Origin of the sequence: Rufibacter sp. LB8 (genome assembly GCF_014876185.1) — a bacterium.
Lineage (GTDB): Bacteria > Bacteroidota > Bacteroidia > Cytophagales > Hymenobacteraceae > Nibribacter.
The window spans coordinates 3958114-3978235 of sequence record NZ_JADALJ010000001.1 but is presented as its reverse complement, the minus strand read 5'-3'; the positions used below and the strand labels follow the sequence as shown (position 1 = coordinate 3978235).

General features: G+C 45.9%; 5 protein-coding genes. 4 read left to right on the top strand and 1 reads right to left on the bottom strand.

Translation table 11 applies throughout. The features are described 5' to 3' along the window. Window positions 1–299: 299 nt before the first annotated feature. Entirely contained in the window at window positions 300–635 is a 336-nt protein-coding gene (locus IMY23_RS16510) for a hypothetical protein (RefSeq protein WP_192823140.1), read from the top strand. Between the two features lie 309 nt (window positions 636–944). Here IMY23_RS16510 and IMY23_RS16505 read toward each other — a convergent pair whose 3' ends face one another. Beyond that, window positions 945–1937 (bottom strand): MoxR family ATPase, encoded by a 993-nt coding sequence (locus IMY23_RS16505; RefSeq protein ID WP_192823139.1) that lies wholly within the window; start codon window positions 1935–1937, stop codon window positions 945–947. A gap of 808 nt (window positions 1938–2745) precedes the next feature. Here IMY23_RS16505 and IMY23_RS16500 point away from each other — a divergent pair. The 3 genes from IMY23_RS16500 (at window position 2746) to IMY23_RS16490 (ending at window position 19980) form a co-directional block, all read left to right on the top strand. Continuing rightward, window positions 2746–6405, top strand: a complete 3660-nt coding sequence (locus tag IMY23_RS16500; protein ID WP_192823138.1) for a hypothetical protein — start codon at window positions 2746–2748, stop codon at window positions 6403–6405. Next, the gene (locus IMY23_RS16495; RefSeq protein ID WP_192823137.1) at window positions 6336–10013 is read left to right on the top strand and encodes a T9SS type A sorting domain-containing protein; all 3678 of its coding nucleotides are present in this window, start codon (window positions 6336–6338) and stop codon (window positions 10011–10013) included. Before IMY23_RS16500 ends, IMY23_RS16495 begins: the two co-directional genes overlap by 70 nt. Window positions 10014–10677: 664 nt before the next feature. Further along, window positions 10678–19980 carry a T9SS type A sorting domain-containing protein gene (locus IMY23_RS16490; protein WP_192823136.1) on the top strand — a complete coding sequence of 3101 codons (9303 nt, stop codon included), beginning with the start codon at window positions 10678–10680 and terminating at the stop codon, window positions 19978–19980. The last annotated feature ends 142 nt before the right edge of the window (window positions 19981–20122 follow it).

Here is a 20122-nt window from a genome sequence, read left to right as displayed (position 1 = left end):
GAAGTAGTCTCTCATGCGCAGAGGGCCCGCCACAATTGGCGGGCTTTTTCTTTTTAAAGGATTTCCGTTTTCGGGCTCATTTCTGGAAATGAGCCCGAAAACGGAAAAGCCAATAGCACTAAACTATGGTTGGACTAGGATTCATCGGGTGATTTAACCTATTCATCTGAGCAGCGTGTCCTTAAACGAGTAAAGAAATAGGTTAAACTTGTGTTTGGGCGAAGTGGTCTAAAATCAGATTTGGGCCTGATTTCGTGCTCTATATTTGTATCATCAATCACGCAGAAAAGCACAAACGCATGAAAAAGGTAGCCTTCGCCCTCATATTCTTCTTCACTGTAGCAGCAGGTGCATTCACTGCGCAGGCAGGTCCAGCGGCCAAGGGCAAAGGTTCTTCTGTTGACCGTGCTTTGATTCAGGCGTTGGCCTTGACGGAGTCTCAGTACATAAAATTGAAAGCTCTGGAGAAAACCAAGACCCAAGACCTGAAAGACGCCCAAACCGTCGCCTCTGCTGACATGCTGCCTACGTTTGTGGCAGAGATCAACGAGCGTTTTGAGACGGCGGTGCTGCAGTTATTGAAGCCCGCGCAGCAAGAGGCTTACGTGGCCAGCAAAGGCACTTTCATCAAATAAAAATTTTCATACAGATAGGTTAGATCAAAAGAGCACTCTTCTGGAGTGCTTTTTTATTTACAGTACTTTGAAGCTGTTAGGCGCCAGGTTAAAAGCCGATTTAATAGACGTCCTTGGGGCCGTCAATCTTGATGGCTGATGTTATCTTGCTTGTTGGTGATAACAACAAGGGCGAGAGACCAGGATGGAGGCCATGATTTCTCTCCCCTAATCAAGTTCATGTTAAATAAAATAGTCCCGTTTTCGGGCTCATTTCTGGAAATGAGCCCGAAAACGGGACTATTGGTGAATTGCGAATTGCAGGTTTGATTAACTGATGGGCACCTTGCGCAAGATGGCTTCCACGAAGTCCTTGGTTTTCACGTTGTCGGCTTCAGCTTCATAGTTCAGGATCACGCGGTGACTGAGCACGTCTGAGGCAATTTCTTTGATGTCTTCGGGGAGCACGTAGTCCCGTTCCTCAAAGAAGGCGGTGGCTTTAGCGGCCAAATTCAGGGCAATACTGGCCCTAGGCGACACACCGTATTGCAGGTACTGCGCGTAATCTGGCAAGTCATAGTCTGCCGGGTGCCGCGTGGCGAACACCAACTCAATAATATAGCGTTCCAGGGTTTCAGAGATCTGCACCTGGTTGATTTCGTTTCTGATGTCAAAGATGTCTTGTTTGGTGAGCACGGTGTTCACGGTGCTGCTGTAAGACAGGTTAGACATGCGGCGCATCACTTCCAATTCGTCTTGCTTGGAGAGGTAATCTACGTAGACTTTCATCATGAACCGGTCCACCTGGGCTTCGGGCAGCGGGTAGGTTCCCTCCTGCTCCACGGGATTCTGCGTGGCCAGCACCAGGAATGGCAAATCCAGGCGGTAGGTTTTCTCGCCAATGGTCACCTGTTTTTCCTGCATGGCCTCCAGCAGCGCGCTCTGCACCTTGGCGGGCGAGCGGTTCACTTCATCGGCCAGGACCAAATTGGCGAAGATGGGGCCTTTCTTGACCTCAAACGCGCTGGAACTCTGGTTATAGATCATGGTGCCCACCAAGTCTGAGGGCAGCAAGTCTGGGGTGAACTGTATGCGCTGGAAATTGAGGTGCAACACCTTGGCCAAGGTATTGATGGTGAGCGTCTTGGCCAAACCCGGCACACCTTCCAGCAGAATGTGGCCGTTGGTGAACAAGCCAATCAAGAGGCGGTTGACCATGTACTGCTGCCCTACCACCACTTTGCCCATCTCCCTGAACACCTGCTTTATCTTGAGCTGATGTTCGCGAATCTTTTCCTGGTAAGAGATTTCCTCGGTCTGCATTTGTTCTGGTTCTGGTAAAAAGCGAAGGTAGGCATTCTATTGTTTACGCGCCATGCCTACCATTTCTTGAATACTGTTGCGCCCTATTAACTCATGGGTCCAATCTCAACTTAAAATAGGCAATCATTTGCTTTAGAACCATTGCTACTAAAATTTTCCGATGGGTTAGGCTATTCGGCAAATAAGTAGAGGATTGGCCACAAATGCCGCACTTAACAACTTGAGCGTATGTACAAAAAACGGCTTTTCTTAGTCTGGAAGTATAGCGGCGCATACATCTGGGTCAAATGACTTTTCCCTGGAGAGGTTCCTGCCTTTTCATAATATTTTATGTAAGAACATATTTTGCGCAATTGATAAGTTAGGGTAGTGGAAATGTCCTTCTGCCCGCCCGCTGTTTACGCGTCTAATTGCCCTAGCCAAAAAAACTTAAAACGTAATGGCGCAGGCCTTCATCTACCGTTCTTAGAGGTTACAGACAACCTCTACCCCTTTCAAATCATAGCAGCAGACCTACTCATTACTAATTACTTATAAATTGATTACTTATTTTTTTATATTTTTAATAAATATATTATAAATCAATTAATATAATATTTCAAATGTTAACTTGTATCTGTAAACTCTAAACAATATACGCCCCTATATTAATTTATTCATATATTAAAAACACTCTAAGCATATTTTTTATGGTTTAAAGTAGATTAAATAAGGCTTTTTTCATTAAGGAGAGAAATTAATCGTCCTAATTACGGGTTTCATCGATTTTAATTTTTTTAAATGAACTATTAAGTGGGTATTTGACCTATTGCTTTTAATCACCAAGATTAACCGCAAGCTCTTTCTTTTAAATTTTATATTTAAACAAAGAACTAAAAGCATGCGACCCTTTAAAATTATTGAAACGCTTATGAATCTTTCTACGCTTTGCAGTCTTGTTAAACGCTCTTCTTTTGGTATCTCTTGTCTGGCGCTAGTGTTTTTCAGTTTACTATCTTTTCAGGTAGATGCTCAAACCAAAACTACGTATTGGCGTGGTTCTACCAGCAATGATTGGAATACATCAAGCAACTGGACAAATGGCGTGCCTGATGCTAATACAGCTGTGATAATAGGTGGCAACAACTACTCAAGCAGCGTTACGCGGTTCCGGCCTATCATTCAAGAAAACTATTCAGTCAGAATGTTTTCTTTAGAAATAACCAGCGCGGGGGCCACCATTGGCCCTGTGGAATTGATTTTAAGGAATGCCAACTTAGCGGTAACAGTTACTAACAATATAACCACCATAGGAACCGGCACTTTACTAAATCAAGGCTCAATTCTGGTAGTGGGCGGAAATTTCGTTAATGATGGCGCTTACGGTGAATCTCTTTATAATAATTTACCCCCTACCATTGAATTCACCGGGTCGGGCAAAACGGTGGGTGGTACTTCTACCAACACGTTTAATGCTGCTACTATTAGTGGCAGTATTATCCTTAAGTCTAACATAACTGTTAATGCCTTAGGGTCTTCAAAATTTGAGGTTACCGGCACCTTAGATCCTGAGTTGAACAGAGTGACTTTTCCTACTTCGTATGCTGGGTTTACGGTAAGTGTAAGCGGAACTTTAAAAGTAAAGGCTTCCATATTTACGAACAATTACAGTCTTTTTCCTACTATGTATGGCTCTGAAACCCAAGCAAGCACCGTAGAATATGCGTCTAACGGCAACCAGACAATAGCCAACAATGGTCCATACGGTATATTGCGCATAACTGGGAGTGGGGTCAGGAGTTTAGCAGGGAATACTACTGTTTCCGCAAAATTTGCAATTACCCAACTAGTAGTAGAGGCCGGAACACTAGATTTGCAAGGATTTTCATTAGTTAGAGTTAGCGATCCTACCGTTGCCGGGGGTACGCTTACATTAGCCAACGGTGCCACTTTAATGATTGGTGGAACCGGCACCTTCCCAACAGGCTTTGCCACCCGAAACCTGGGCAGCACCAGCACGGTTAACTATTACGGCTCCACCCAAACGGTTGCCAACGAAGCCTACGGAAACCTAACCTTAAGTGGATCTGGTTCCAAAACCTTGCCGGCGGCCACTATGGCCGTTGCCGGTAAGTTCACAAGTGCTGGTTCTGCCTCATTTACCGCCAGAGGAGCTATAAACGTCAGCGGCGATGTGGAACTTGGTGGAGCATCAAATTTTAATGGCGCCGCCTTTACGCACACGGTGGGTGGCAACTGGACAAACAATGCTACTTTTGCCGGAGCCAGCAGTACCGTGGTTTTGAACGGCGCAAACAAACAAATCAATAGGACAGTTAACGGCTCTGCTACTTTCAACAACCTTACCGTTACAAATGCAGGGCTCACCATACCAGCCTCAGCTGTTACAATAGCCGGGAACCTGCTGACCACGGGTGCCGGTGCCCTTACGCAGAGCAACGGCACCTTAACCATGACCGGAAACTCTACTTCTATAACAGGCACGGGCATTAGCCTGAACAACCTCACAGTAACCGGAACCATCAATACCACTGCCTCCTTTACTGTCACTGGGAACCTGGTGGTGAGCGCAGGAGGGTTAACCGCTACAACTGGCACCGTTTTAATGAACGGTGCATCTAAGAACATCTCGTCAAGCGGCGCCTTGACATTCTTCGGCCTGCGAGTGTTGGGCAGCATCTCTACCAGCAGTTCCTTTACTATAAACTCTGATCTGAGCGGCATAGGTAAATTAACGGCTACTGCCGGCACTGTCACCTTCAACGGCACTTCTACTTTTGCCGGACCCCATGATTTGTTTAACGTAACGGTGGCGTCTGGCAAGAGCTTGACCATGGTGGCTAACGCAAACCTTAGTATAGCCGGCGAGTTAACAACCACCGGCACCTTCAACACTACTACTAATTCACCTAATACCGTCACTTTCAATGGCACAGCTTCACAGAACGTGCCGGGCAGAGCATACAGCAATTTGGTGCTTACTGCCGCTGGAGCAAAAACTGCTTCGGGCGCTTTACTAGTAAATGGCAACTTCACTATTAATTCAGGCTCTAATTTAAACGCTGGTGTGTTCAGCCATACTATAAACGGCAACTGGATCAATAACGGCACTTTTGCCCACCAAAATGGAACAGTTGTAATGGCAGGCCCTACTAATACCACTTTGACGGGTGCCACCACGTTCAATGCCTTGACCATCAATAAAAGCAACGAAGGCAGTACTGTAACGCAAACTACAGATATGACTACTGCCACCCTTAACATGACAAAGGGCTTGTTGCTTACCGGTGCCTTTAAGGTAAACATATCTGGTAACCGCACAGGCCTTGGGTGGATAATAGGAACGGTAAGGAGAAACCATACGTTTGCTGCAAATACTGCCTATGCGTTCAATGGACCTTACACTCAGATTAAGTTTGGCACAGCGACTAATGTTTCTGATGTGTCTACCACGTTGACACTAGGCGCGGTTAACAACTTTCCTTTCGGCGCTTCCATCAATGGAAAACTAACGGTTGCCATTCCTGTTGGCACCTATACCGGGGCCACGCTTCAACTGCAATACCAAGAATCTGAACTTAATGCCAACGCAGAGGATGAATTGCAGCTGTATAAATTCTCCGCCACTACCAATACCTGGGAGTCACAAGGTAAAAACCAGAACAACGCCACTGAGAATTGGGTAAACCAAACTGGCTTGTCGAATATAACGGGGCAATGGACACTATCTTCTACCACCAGTGTGTATAGCTGGAAAGGAACCACCAGTACTGACTGGAACCTGGCCGCCAACTGGAATAATATTACCTCTGGTGCACCAATACAGGCTACAAGCGTGCCTGGCGCAACAGACATTGTGGAATTGGGCAACGTTGTGCCAACCTATCAGCCTATTGTAAATTTAAACACAACCATTAAAGGCCTGCAGTTTAAAGGCTTGGCGCCTACATCTCTAACTCTTGGCACAGGTAATTTGACCGTTAGCGGTAACTTGGCCACCAGCGGCACTGGCACTATTGCAAACCATGCTATAAACGTAGACACTAAGCTACTTACCGTGGGTGGCGACATGGTGTTAAGTGACGGAGGCAACAACATCAGCCTGAACTTGGTCTCAGGAACGGCAACCGTGGCTGGAAACTTAAACCATGCCGGTAATGCCATTATCAATTTGGGCACGGGTAATTTCAACCTGAGCGGTGATTACAACATAAGCACTCCCGTAAATAACTTTAGAAAGGATAATGGCACCTTTACTTATCAAGGCGGCAACACCCAGAAGATTGGAGAAGTATATTATCACCACCTCACTATTGACAAGACTGAACAAAGCCTTGCTGAACTTACCGCTGCCTCTATTGGCTATGTGGCTGGCACCCTTACTATTAAAAAGGAATTTTGTCTGTACCGGGCGGCACCTATACATTGCAGGGTGACCTTGTGCAGGAGGGCGGTACGTTTAGCATAGGAGCCTCTACCATCACTATTCAGCAAAACTGGACCAAAGCTCCCGGAGCCATCTTTGATGCCGGCACTAGCACTATTTCCTTTATTGGGAACACCAGCCAACCTATACCCTCGGCCACCTTCAACCATCTTATTATTAACAAAGGCGCTTCCTCTCCTATAGCCCCGGCCGGTAATGTTACGGTTAACGCTGATTTAGATATTAGAAGCGGTATTTTAAACTTAGGAAACTACACCATAAACCGAAGTGCCGCCGGGGGCAGGTTCATGATGGGTAGTGCCGCCACACTGAGCCTGGAGGGTTCTAATTTCCCGACTAGCTATAATAACTATATGTTGGATAAGGCCAGCACTGTTATTTACCAAGGTTCTACCGCACAGGGCATAAATGGAGTAACGTATGGCAATCTAAAAATCTCCAACGGCGGCACAAATGCCAAGCAGTTACTGGCGGCCACTATGGTAGGCGGCAATTTAACCATTGACAATGGAGCAAGCCTTAACGGAAACGGCCAAACCCTTACTTTACAGGGTGATTTCAACCAGAATGGCACATTTTCAGCAGGTACTGCTTATTCAGAAGGCACTTTGGTACTGGCAACCAATGGAGGCACACAGAAATCTTTGTTAGGCAACATCACCTTGAACAACTGGCTATTAGAGGAAGGCGCTTCCTATAAAATTGTCGATGGCGACATTACAATAAAGGGGGATTTCACCAACCAAGGGAGTGTTGATGCGCTTAACCGCAGCATCTTCTTTGAAGGAGACTTCCTGAACACGGGCATCCTTAAAAGCAGCGGCAATACCGTTTTTGCTGGCACCCGCCTGCAAAATATTCAGCTGCAAGCCCCTCTCCAAGGCTCTTTGCCACACCCTTCTATTCCTAATTTAGCAGTGCCTCCTACTGTAGAGTTTGCTGGCAATGTGGCTCCGTTGTTCAATTCTACAATGGTTCCTACTTTTGGCAAATTGACCATTAGTAATACTGATATTGCCGGCATACGCGCAAGTGTGGGCTGGACGGTAAACCTAGATTTTAACGTATCCGCCGGCGCAAAATTTATTGGAGGCCCCTACACCCACAATTTTTATACTTCTATTAACAATAACGGCACCATTCTAAGCACTGGCACTCTTATTTTCAGTCCAATAGCCCTGGCTGGGCTGCAGGCTTATCCATTAAACTTCGGGGCATCATCTACCTCTTTCCGGAGCACTGGAACCTTGCAAATTGGAGGGGCGCAGAAAGTGGCATTAATAGGCACCCTTCCTACTTCCTTTACCCGTTTGGTTTTGGAAAACACGCATGAAGATGGTGTTTCTATGGCAGCTTTAATAGGTTCAGAAGTCCGTGTAACAGATGACTTAATTATTGCTGCTAACGCTACGCTTCACGCTGCCACTAAAAAGTATGTATTAGATGGCAACTTGGTGAACAATGGAGTTTTAAACGCCCTTGGTGCTGACATAACATTCACCTCTAAGAAAGCTGAATTAGGCCAAACCACAGAACCCGCCATTTTCAGCGGCTCGGGCACTTCCACTGTTAACAACCTTACCGTTGCTACAGGTGCCCATTTAAGCATAACCCATGATATTGTAACCATCTTTGGAGACTTCACCCATAACGGCACTTCATTTGATGGCTCTACAGCAGAGTTTAAATTCAAAGGCACGGGAGCTTCCAGCATTATAGCAGCCAACAATGAACCTGTTAGCATACAGCATTTACATGTAGCCAAAACCGGGGCAGGAACTCTTACCTTAGAAACTCCACTTAACGCGGTGACAAGCCTGATGATTGAGTCAGGGACGCTAGATGCTAAAAGTCAACCCATAACCACAATTAGTGATACTGAATTTCCTACTTCTCCTTTATTCTCCATCAATGACGGAGGCACCTTCCGGATAGCAAGCGCAGCCATGCCTGTTTTTGCCTCCCATCTATTTGCTGCAAACAGTACGGTGGTTTATGAAGGCATTAACCAGACTATAAAAGGTGTGCAATATGGCAATTTAGAGTTATTGAAAGCCGGCACCAAAACCTTTGATGGTGAAAGCGCCCAGATAGCAGGCACTTTCACAATTGACCCAGCAGCTGTTCTTATTTTACCAACTGTAATGGAATACAATGGTGCTGTCTCTCAAGGCATAGCAGCACTTAATTACAAAACGTTAGTAATTAGTAATACTGGCGCTAAAACATTACAGGCAGGCACCACTGGCATAGCAGGGGCTTTTATCAGAGAAAACTCAACATCTATTGATGCGTCTGCGGTGAATGTGACAGTAGAGTATAATGGTGCAAATACCCAAGAGGTTTTGCCTATTAACTACTATAATTTAAAATTAAGCAACGGAAGCCTAAAAACGTTTTCGGGTACTACAGGCATTGCGGCAGACTTTACAATGACAGATGGCGCTTCAGCTGATCTTCTGACCCAAGAAAACACCATAGATTTTAACGGTGCCCGTGCTCAGAATATTCCGGGTTTAGCGTACAGTAACCTGACTTCTTCCGCAGAGGGCATCAAAACCTTGCAGGGCCCGATTACAGTAAAAAAGCAATTATTGGTGTCCAAAGGTGAGATAAGAACCGGCAACACTAAAATCACATTAGGCGAAGCCGAAGGATCCATCATTGAAAGCGAAACCGCCTTTGTCACCGGCACAGTAGAGACATCACGCACGCTCACCCAAAGCAGAGAAACTTTCGGGAATCTGGGAATTACCATTACCAATGCGGCAACCGGTCTTACCAAGGTGTCACGGTTAACGGGTACCGCCGTGGGCGTCAATGCTACCAGTATAAAACGAAGCTTTATAGTAACACCAACCGGGGTTAACTCTGGGCTAGCTGCCATAGTAGAGATAGACTACCTTACGCATGAACTAAACGGTGTTCCTGAAGAAAAACTGGCTTTCTATACGTCCTCCAATGGCATACAATGGTTAATGCAGCCTAGAAGCAAATCAACGTTTGAAACTACTGAAAACACAGCTACTCTTTCTGAAGTAACCAGCTTAAACCGGTTTGCGCTGGCCGACCTGGAAGTGCCATTACCGGTGAAACTGATCAGCTTTACTGGTAAGGTACAGAATAACGGCACGCTGCTGAACTGGAAAACAGCCTCAGAGAAAGACAATGACTTCTTTGAGGTGGAGCGCAGCACAGACGGCAAGAACTTCCAAATGATTGGCAAAGTGAAAGGCAACGGCACCACCACCGTTGAGATGGGCTACAGCTTCTTAGATGCTGCTTCGGTCAACGGTACGGTGTACTACAGATTGCGCCAGGTGGACTTTGACGGCAAGTTTGAGCACACCAAGATCATCTCTGTCAAGTCAAAAGCGGTAGCCATTCAAGTGGAAGCCAAAGTATATCCCAACCCCACCACAGACGGGGTGCAGCTGCAGTTTTCTGGCATTACTTCTGGCAAAGCAGTCATCAAGATGTACTCCGCCATGGGCACACTCGTCAGTACCCAACAGGTTATGATTGGCTCAGATGAAAAAATTGACCTGAGCACATTAGCCGCAGGCACGTACCTTCTCAGAATTTCGGGCGATGGTTTTACAACTATGGTACGCGTAGTGAAACACTAGTAGCTCAACAGGTATTCCTCTAAAAGTTAATGCAGCAGATGGTTGCAAAGAACTGAGAGACACTCCTGCAGTGCCGTAAAATTTCCACCTTTTCAGAAAATCCGTTTTGGGGCTCTATTTCGTAAATAGGCCCCAAAGCGGATTTTCTATTTTACCACCAAGCGCTCTAGCTACCTCCGCAGGCCGCTTACCAATGGAATTTTTTTTGATCATCAACTTATTGCCAGAAAGTCAACACCCTATACTAAGCAAACAATGGCTCTTCTAGTAAGTTAACCTCTTTCTGTTTTCAGGTTCCTTTCTAAAATGGAGGCCAAAAACGGAAAACAGGTGAACGTATATGCATTTAATAAGAACCTACTGCCCTATCTCAATCATGCTCACTACCATAGCTTTGAATACAGACTGATGCTTTTGCAAAACCGCTTGACACTACTAATAAGAGTAATTTTCAACGAGGATTTGGGCTTATTCACCTAGCACGCTTAATATTCAACGGGCAACCGTCCGTATTTACCGAATTTTGTGAAGTCAAATTGAACTAATCAAGCATTTTTGCACTAATAAAATGAGAAAGTGAATTAGCGACTATTCATTCCTTTTACTGCTTATAAATTTTATATTAACAGAGTCTTAGATCTGCTTTACCAATTATTCCAAGTATATGCCCCAAAACTTACGCGTTCTGTTTTTCGCTTTGCTCCTACTCCCGCTCACCGTTCTTGGTGAAGGGTCAAAGCAGCTTACCCCCAATACCACCGGTACTGCAAGCTATGCCTTGACAGACCCTCGCAACACCAGGGCGGGTTACTTGGCACATGATGCCAACTTCCCCACCGCTACTGGGGTGGCCATTACGTCTTTGAGCTTTCTGAAGCCATCTGGTTTTAGCCGGAATGGGGCTACGTACTCCAGAGACCACCGGCTGTATATTAGGGTGAAGGCGGGGGAACGCCTATTTTACGGGGTGCACCGGGCTATTCATGACCAGACGCAGGCTAACCAGGCCAACCTTATTCTTACGGTACGCCGCACAAACGCTGCTACGGGGGTAGATGACGGCACTTTTGTGCAGGCCAATACCTTGCTAGCTAACACTTCCTCCACCAGAGACATGCTTTTAGTGGCCAACCAGAACGGGGTCATCAACACCGCCGCTGAAGCAGAAGCTGGCCCTAACAGAAGCATCAACGGAAAATCGGTAAATACTGGTTACCGTCCGCTCAGCATTTACAATGACACCAACGTTGACTATGACTACTATGTGGAGTTCACGCAGGAAGGCGAAACCGGCTGGACAGATGATGGCCGGAGATTCTCTGTCTATGATTTCTGGGATTTCACGGTAATTGACGCTAATGGTGATGAAAGACAAGGCCGTATGCGCAGCAAGTTGTGGTCTTTCTCTTCTGGCGGAACCACCAACGTGTTTGCCAGCACCTTCAACATGTTCCCATTGGTGCCTAGCGATGATGAGACAGACCGTTATTTTGTAAAGAAATTTGAGTTGGCGGGTATTGCGCCGCAGAACTTCTTCCGGTTTGTGACCAACAGCGCTGGGTCTATACCTGCCACGGGCAGAACCACCCCAGAGCAACTTCGCAGAAGCCAGACCAGCCAGACAGACTACGCTGAGTTTTTCAACTTCGTGAACAACCCAGACCCCCTTATCTGGCCAAGTGCCACTGCCCCTACTTTTGCAGTAGGCATTACCTCCTCCTGTAATCCCGCTACCGGTGGTGGTGGAAAGGCTACCTTCTTTATTAATAGCAGCGTTAAGAGTACTTTTATTGTTTATATAGACCTAAACGGAGTTGCAGGCTACCAAGCTGGTACAAGAGACGTTTTGCTAGAGCAGTCAGGATTGGCTGGGGCACGCACCTTGGATTGGAATGGTAGAGACGGTTTGAATGCCGTAGTACCTTCAGGCACCAATATTTCTTACCAGTTTAAGAACGGTTCAAGCCCGGTGCATTTCCCGGTTTGGGATGCTGAGTGGAACGACGGCTTCCGGGTGGAAGATGTGCGCCCTTTGGCTGGTTCCAACTATAATGGTCTGCTCTTCTGGGATGATAGCAACATAGCTACCTCCTCTACCACTGACTTCCCTGTCCCTAGAGAGTTGTTTGGGGTAAACTCCTCTACAGGTGTCCATAAGTGGGGTTCCTCTACTTCAGCTGCCGGAGATACCAAAACAATGAATACCTGGACTTACGGTTACACGAATTCATTGACTGAGACTTCTACCTTCACTTATGGCAACTGTAGCAGCAGTGTGGATGTAGGCGTTACAAAAACTGCCTCAGGCCCCTTTGCTGTAGGTGTACCCTTTAACTTTACAATTACCGCCAAGAACAATAACGCAAATGTGGTAGCCAATGGCGTAAAAGTAATTGACCAGTTAGATACTGAGAAGTTTGAATTTGTAAGCGCTTCCAGTACTAATTTCAACGCTTCTACTGGTGTGTGGGATGTAGGTAACATTGCAGCCACTGGTAGTGCTACCTTAACCCTTACCGTAAAACCTTTGGCAGTAGGAAGTGCCTCAAACGTCATTAATAAAACGCAGTTCAGCCCAGACCCAACGGCTGCTAATAACACAGCCACGGCCACCGTCACTGTGGTAGCCGCTGCTGACATTGAGGTTAAAAATACCGTAGCGCAAACCACTTATAACAATGGGGACATTGTGACTTATACCGTCACTGCCACCAACTTAGGCCCTAATAATGCTACGGGTGTAACAGTAACTGACAAGTTACCAACCGGATTAACGTTGCAAGGCACTGCGCCTGCGGGTTACAACGCTACTTCCGGCCTTTGGACAGTTGGCGCCTTGGCTGTTGGGGAAACCAAAACCCTTACGTTGAATGCTAAAGTATCTACCACCGGAACCATTTCCACCATTGCTACCAAAACAGGCGGAACCCAGTTTGACAATGTTTCTGGTAATAACAGCCAGACTGCCACTATTACGGTAAACCCTACTGCTGATATAGCTGTCACCAACACGGTGGCTACCGGCCCATATTATGTTGGTCAACCGGTTACGTACACTGTCACGGCCCGTAACATTGGTCCTAATGACGCCACCAGTGCCACCATTACAGATCTTTTGCCGGCTGGCATGACGTTCGCAAGCGCTACTGCTTCTGCTGGCACATATAATGCTTCCACTGGTGCCTGGATCCTTCCTATTGCTAATGGCATTACCCAGACACTTACCATTGTAGCTGTTCCAACAGCCGTAGGCACGTACGCCACCACTGCTGCCAGAACAGCAGGCAATGAAAATGATGGGGTAAGCACGAATAACAGCGCTTCAAACTCTATTACTGTGGGTGCATCTGCAGACGTAGCAGTTACCAATGTTGTCTCTAGCGGCCCTTATGTGAATGGCCAGGATGTAACGTACACCGTTACAGCTACAAATAATGGCCCAAGTGATGCCACAGGTGTAGTAATCACAGACAGACTTCCTACAGGCTTAACGTTTGTAAGTGCTACCCCAACGGTAGGCACCTACGTTTCTAGCAATGGACTCTGGACTATTGGTGCTCTACCAGCGGGCACTACGCAAACGCTTACCTTAGTAGCTAAACCTACTACCACGGGGTCTATTACTACAACTGCTACCAAAACGGCCCAGACAGAGTTTGACCCGGTTACTGCCAACAACGCACGCCCAGCGGTCATTGAGGTAGAAGCGGCTGCTGACATTGCTATCACCAATGTAGTTTCAGCTGGCCCTTATTACAATGGCGTAAATGAGACCTATACCGTAACCATCAGAAACAACGGCCCTAACACCGCTACTGGCGTAGTAATTGGTGCTCAGATTCCTGCCAGTCTTACGGTAGTGAGTTTTACGGCTCCTGAAGGCACCACTGTTGACAACGTGGCTCGAACTTGGTCAATTCCTAACTTGGCGAGTGGGGCAACCGCTGTGATTACGGTAGTGGCAGCCCCCAATACCACAGGTGCCATCAGCACCACGGCTACTTTGGTTTCTATAAATGAGACGGACCTTGTTTCTTCTAACAACGTCTCTTCTACCAGTATCACAGTCTTACCACAATCTGATATTGCTGTGACCAATACTGTTGCAGCCGGACCTTACTTACAAGGGGAAGAAGTAACTTACACCGTAACTGCTTCCAATAATGGGCCAGATAATGCTACCAATGTTCTTATAAGAGATTTGCTATCTACTACTAACTTTACCTTCGTTAGCGCTACTACTTCTACCGGAACCTATACTTCTGCCACAGGTAATTGGGATATTGCTTCACTTCCCAAGGGTGCAACTGAAACTTTGACACTGGTTGTAAAGCCAAGGGTATCTGGTAGTGTTTCTACCACTGCTTCCAGAATTTCAGCGGATCAATTTGATGGTAATGGAGCTAACAATATCGCCTCTAATACTATAACGGTAGAAGCTACAGCTGACATTGCAGTGACTAATACTGTGTCTGCAGGACCATATTACAATGGTAAAACCTTAACATATACAGTTGTTGCCCGGAATAACGGTCCAGGTGCTACTTCTAATGTTTCTGTCCAAGATCAGTTACCGGCGGATTTGACTTTGGTAAGCGCTACACCCACCTTAGGTAGTTATGATGCAGCTACTGGATTATGGACGGTAGGCAACTTAGCCAGTGGAGCAGCTCAAACCTTGACTTTAGTAGTGATTCCTACAACCACAGGCTCTTTTACCACTACTGCCACTAAAATAAGCTCTTCTGAAATTGATAATAACGTAGCAAATAATACAGCAGCAAACACTATTACAGTAGGTGCAGCTTCTGATTTGGCTATTACGAATGTAGTTTCTGAAGGACCATACTTTAGTGGCACAAATGTAACCTATACCGTTACTGTCACCAACCTAGGCCCAGACGGAGCCACAGGGGTTTCTGTAACAGATAGATTACCATCTGGATTAACATTTGTTTCTGCTTCACCATCTGTTGGCTCTTATGTTGCTTCTACCGGTCTTTGGACCATTGGCAATCTTGATTCAGGTGATTCAGAAACTTTAACCCTAGTGGCAAGACCTACCAATACGAATGTATTAACCACCACTGCTACAGTACGGTTAGATCAGTATGACAAAAATACTTCTAATAACTCTGAGGCAAATGCTATTAGCGCGGGAGCACCCTTACAAGCTGATTTGTCTGTGACCAATACGGTCTCTGCGGGACCTTATTATGTAGGCAAAGATGTCACTTATACCGTAAGTATCAGAAACAATGGCCCTAATGCGTCATCTGGCGTAGTAGCAGTAGATGACTTGCCAGAAGGATTAACCTTTATCTCTGCCACTCCTTCTGTGGGCAATTTTGATGCTAGCACTGGCATTTGGGAGGTAGGAAGCATTGCCGTAAATGCCACTAGAACCCTTACCCTGGTAGCTAGACCAACTGAAGTTGGCACTTACACCACAACGGCCTCCAAAATTGCCAGCAATGAAATAGACAATGTCACCACCAATGATGCTGCTTCTAACAGCATAACAGTAAATGCTGCCGCTGATATAGCTGTAACAAAATCAATCTCCGCTGGCCCCTATAATGCAACAGACGAGGTTACATTTACAACAACTGTTACTAATAATGGCCCTAATGCAGCTACATCATTAGTAGTAAGGGATCTATATTCTTCATCAGCTGGATTTATTTATGTAAGTGCAAATCCGAGCCAAGGAACCTATGCAAATGCTTCTGGCGACTGGGCAATTGGTGAGTTAGCAGTTGGGGAGAGTGTCACCTTAACGGTAATTGCCAAACCAAACAGAGCAGGAACCCTCATTCAAAGCGCAAGTAGGTTGTCATCCGCTGAAGTGGATTTAATTGCCGGCAACAACACTGCCGGTGTTCTTCTGGAAGTAAACCCAACAGTTGACATTGCCGTGACCAATACTGTAACTACAGCGGCAAAGTACAATGGCGTCCCTTTTACTTATACTGTCAATGTAAGAAACTACGGCCCAAGCCCTGCAACAGAAGTAAGCATTGAAGACTTATTGCCAGCAGGTCTTACCTACGTAAGCTCAACCACTACGCAAGGAGAGTATAATCCAGTTACCGGCATTTGGTCAGTGGGAAGTCTTGCCGCCGGAACGAGCTCAAGCTTAATAAGAACCTTAACAATCACTGTTTTACCTACAATGGCTGGTGACATTATTACAACTGCTAGTAAGGTGGCGGGCGCAGAGTATGAAAGTGTTCTGGCAAATAATGACGCTATCAACACCGTAACTATATTACCATCAGTTGACATAGCAGTTTCCAATAGCTTTGCTGAAGGACCATATTATATTGGAAAGGATATAATTTACACGGTAACTGCCAAGAATGAAGGTCCAAACAATGCAACTGGTGTTAAGATTCTAGACAGGTTCATTTCTTCATCTGGATTCACTTTCGTGAGTGCTTCTGCTCCAGACGGCACTACCTATACCAGCAATGATGGTATTTGGACCATTGGTGACTTAGCTGCAAATGAGACGAAGGAATTGACTATGGTTGTAAGACCTAACAGAACAGGTAGTTTAACAAGCACGACAACTAGAAATGCTAGTAACGAGGTTGATCAAGTTACGTCCAATAATACTTTTACAACAAGTATAGAAGTTTCACCAAGCGTAGATATTGCCGTCACTAATACCATACCAGCAGGAACATACTATAACGGCGATAACGTCACATTTACGGTTAATGCCAGAAATAATGGTCCAGTTGGTGCAACAGACATTAATATTGAGACTGGCTTGCCTACAGGTTTCTCCCTTGTTAGTGCTACCCCTGGCATGGGAACATTTGATTCTGAAACAGGCATTTGGACGATCAATACCCTGGGCGTCAACACTACTACTGCCCTTACCTTAATTGGGAAAGCCACTGCAGCCGGAAATTACACCTTGACTTCTACCCGCACTACAACTACAGAAGTAGATGTAAATGCTGCTAATGATTCTGACACAGAGAATGTTCTCATAAATGGCAAGGCTGAGATAACTGTAGACATGACAGTTAAAAGCAATACTGGTACAGAATATTATCGTAATGCCTCCATCGCCACGTTCACGGTGACTGTTACCAACACAGGTCCAGATGCGGCTACTGATTTGACTTTCAAAGATAGCCGTACAGGATTTATCACCTTTACAGGAGTACAAGCGGACCCAGGCGTGCAGTATGACCATACTACCGGCGAAGGTTTTATTGCAAGACTGGAGCCTGGTGAATCTAAGCAACTGGTGGTGATGGGGTATCCCAATGTAACGGGTAGTATCACCCTAAGTGCCACGAAATTAACGCAAAAAGCAAGTACTGTTGACATCCTGACAGCAAACAACACGGCCTTTGCCACCATTTTCGTGTCGCCAAGTGCTGATTTGCAGGTAACCAATACGGTAGCAGATGGTCCCTATTATGCAGGCATCAACACTACCTTCACTGTTAGTGTTAAAAACAACAGTACAGTAGATGCTGCTACGGGTGTTCAGGTAGCCAACCTCTTACCTGAAGGCTTACAGTTAGTGACTGCTACTGCAGGGAATGGCATCTACAATGAAACAACAGGCATTTGGTCCTTGGCTTCTGATTTGGCTGCTGGCAGCACGCAAATATTGACTTTGGTGGTGAAACCAGTTACTACAGGAGTGCTCACTACTACCGCTAATATAGTAACGCCTGCTAATCAATACGACAACGTTACTGCCAATAACAGTGAATCAAGGTCTATTACGGTACTACCCATGGCAGACGTATCTATTGCCGCAGCTTTCGTGGGTGGCCCTCATTCCTTGAACCAAACGGTTTCCTTTGTGGTGACTGCCACCAATAATTCTGCTATTGCGGCAGAAGGAGTCTCAGTTATGGTGCCAGTTCCAAGTTCCCTGGAGTATCAAAACGCTACTCCATCTGTGGGCACCTATGATTTCAACACCGGAATCTGGACCATTGGTACCTTAGCAGGAAATCAAACCGCCGCCTTGGAGTTCTCATTGGTAGCTAAAGAAGTGGGCAATACTTTAGTAACCGCTTCTATCTCTACCATTACCTTTGATGCCTTTGAGGAAAATAATGCAGCTACTGCCTTTATCACTGTTATTGATAACCCTGCTTTCTATACAATAGCTGTGGCGCAGCACTTCTACAACTATAGGAATGCGGATGAGATGGCGACAGTTACGGACCCTGATGGCGCTATTGTCAGCGCAACTCTTACAGATGGCACTTTGCCTGCAGGAACACGTTTGACCGCACAAGGTACCATAGTAGTAGAAGACTTCAGATTATTGCGCCCAGGGGTGTATAACTTGACAATATCTACCACAGACATCAATGGAAATGTTACAGAGAATCAATTGGTAGCTCTAAACATCTTGGGGGATTGGGACGGCGACGGAATCAGCTACCTGGAAGACATTGATGACAACAACGACGGAATCACAGATGTTATTTCTGGTGCTGGTGTTGATCCGTTTGGCACCACAGATGGTAGTCCATTCTTAAACTACACCAATCCAAGTTTTGTGCATCCGGTGTATGGAGCCTTCAGAGACAAAAACGAAGATGGCATCAATGACTGGTTTGATTTAGACCTAGACGGTATCATCAACAGTTTAGACCTTGACATGGACGGTGATGGCATTGCCAACGTAACAGAGGCCAATGGTGGTGTAAGCCCTAGCAATGATATCTACAATGCCCTGACTGCAACCATGCGTGGCATTATCAACGCACAAGGTATGCCGCTCAGCGCCTTGTCAGTATCAGGTGAAGCTTCTATCTTCTCAATGCCAGACACAGACCAAGATGGCCGTAAAGACTTCTTAGACTTAGATGCCGACAATGACGGAATCAAGGACTTAATAGAGGCACAAACTGCTTCAGTGGGCAAAACAGGCTACAGGGCTCCTTCTGGTTTTGATGTTAACAGAAACGGAATAGATGATGCCTTTGATGCTACCCAAGGAGGCGGATTTACCTTGGAGCCAGTAAATAGAGATGCTGAGTTTGCCTTATCTGACGCTATTCCTGACTATCTGGATTTGGACACAGACAATGACTTTGGCCAAGATTATTTTGAAGGTCATGACTTTAACTTTAATGGAAGAGCCATTGATGACCTAATCTTAGCCGGATCTATTTACAATACCCAAGCCGGTAATGGGTTTAACCTTTATGGAAACACAGACGCTAACAGGAACGGTATACCAGACTGGCTGGACAATAGCAACAGAGGCATTCCTAACTTTCTGGATTCAAACACCACTTTCTACTTAGATACTGACCAAGATGGCCTGGTGAACTTGTTTGATGCTGATAACTTTGGAGTGGAAACTGTACCAGCTCAACCAGAGGGAGCACTGTTACCGCTCTTCAGAGACAACGCAGTAAGCACGCCGCTACCTGTAACCATGATCAGCTTTACCGGCAAGTTGCAAACCAATGGAGTATTGCTGAACTGGAAAACAGCCTCTGAGAAAGACAATGACTTCTTTGAGGTGGAACGCAGCACAGACGGCAAGAACTTCCAAATGATTGGCAAGGTGAAAGGAAACGGCACCACCACCATTGAGATGGACTACAGTTTCTTAGATGCAGCTTCGGTCAACGGCACGGTGTACTACAGATTGCGCCAGGTGGACTTTGATGGTAAGTTTGAGTACACCAAGATCATCTCTGTCAAGTCAAAAGCGGTGGCCATTCAAGTGGAAGCCAAAGTATACCCTAACCCAGCTACCGATGTGTTGAACCTAACCATTACTGGCACTACCGGTAAAGCAACTGTTCAAATCTATGGGGCAGACGGCAAGTTGGCTTCTACCCAAGAGGTTGAGATTTCAACCGGACAGGTGTTAGATATCAGCACGCTGCCAGTAGGGATGTATATCCTGAAGGTGAAAGGCGAGCAGTTTGAAAAGACCTTGCGCTTTATCAAACAATAACTACTAAAGTACATCTCATCAAAGAGGCACAGCACCTAACAAGGCGCTGTGCCTCTTTCTTTTACAAGAGCTTTCCGACCAGCCTAAAATATTTATTCAGATGAATCCAATTGCACTGGAATTACTTTTTATACCCTTATAA

Excerpts from the sequence above, each read along its gene's own strand:
- IMY23_RS16510 (WP_192823140.1), top strand. The coding sequence starts at position 300 with ATGAAAAAGGTAGCCTTCGCCCTCATATTCTTCTTCACTGTAGCAGCA.
- IMY23_RS16505 (WP_192823139.1), bottom strand. The coding sequence starts at position 1,937 with ATGCAGACCGAGGAAATCTCTTACCAGGAAAAGATTCGCGAACATCAG.
- IMY23_RS16490 (WP_192823136.1), top strand. The coding sequence starts at position 10,678 with ATGCCCCAAAACTTACGCGTTCTGTTTTTCGCTTTGCTCCTACTCCCG.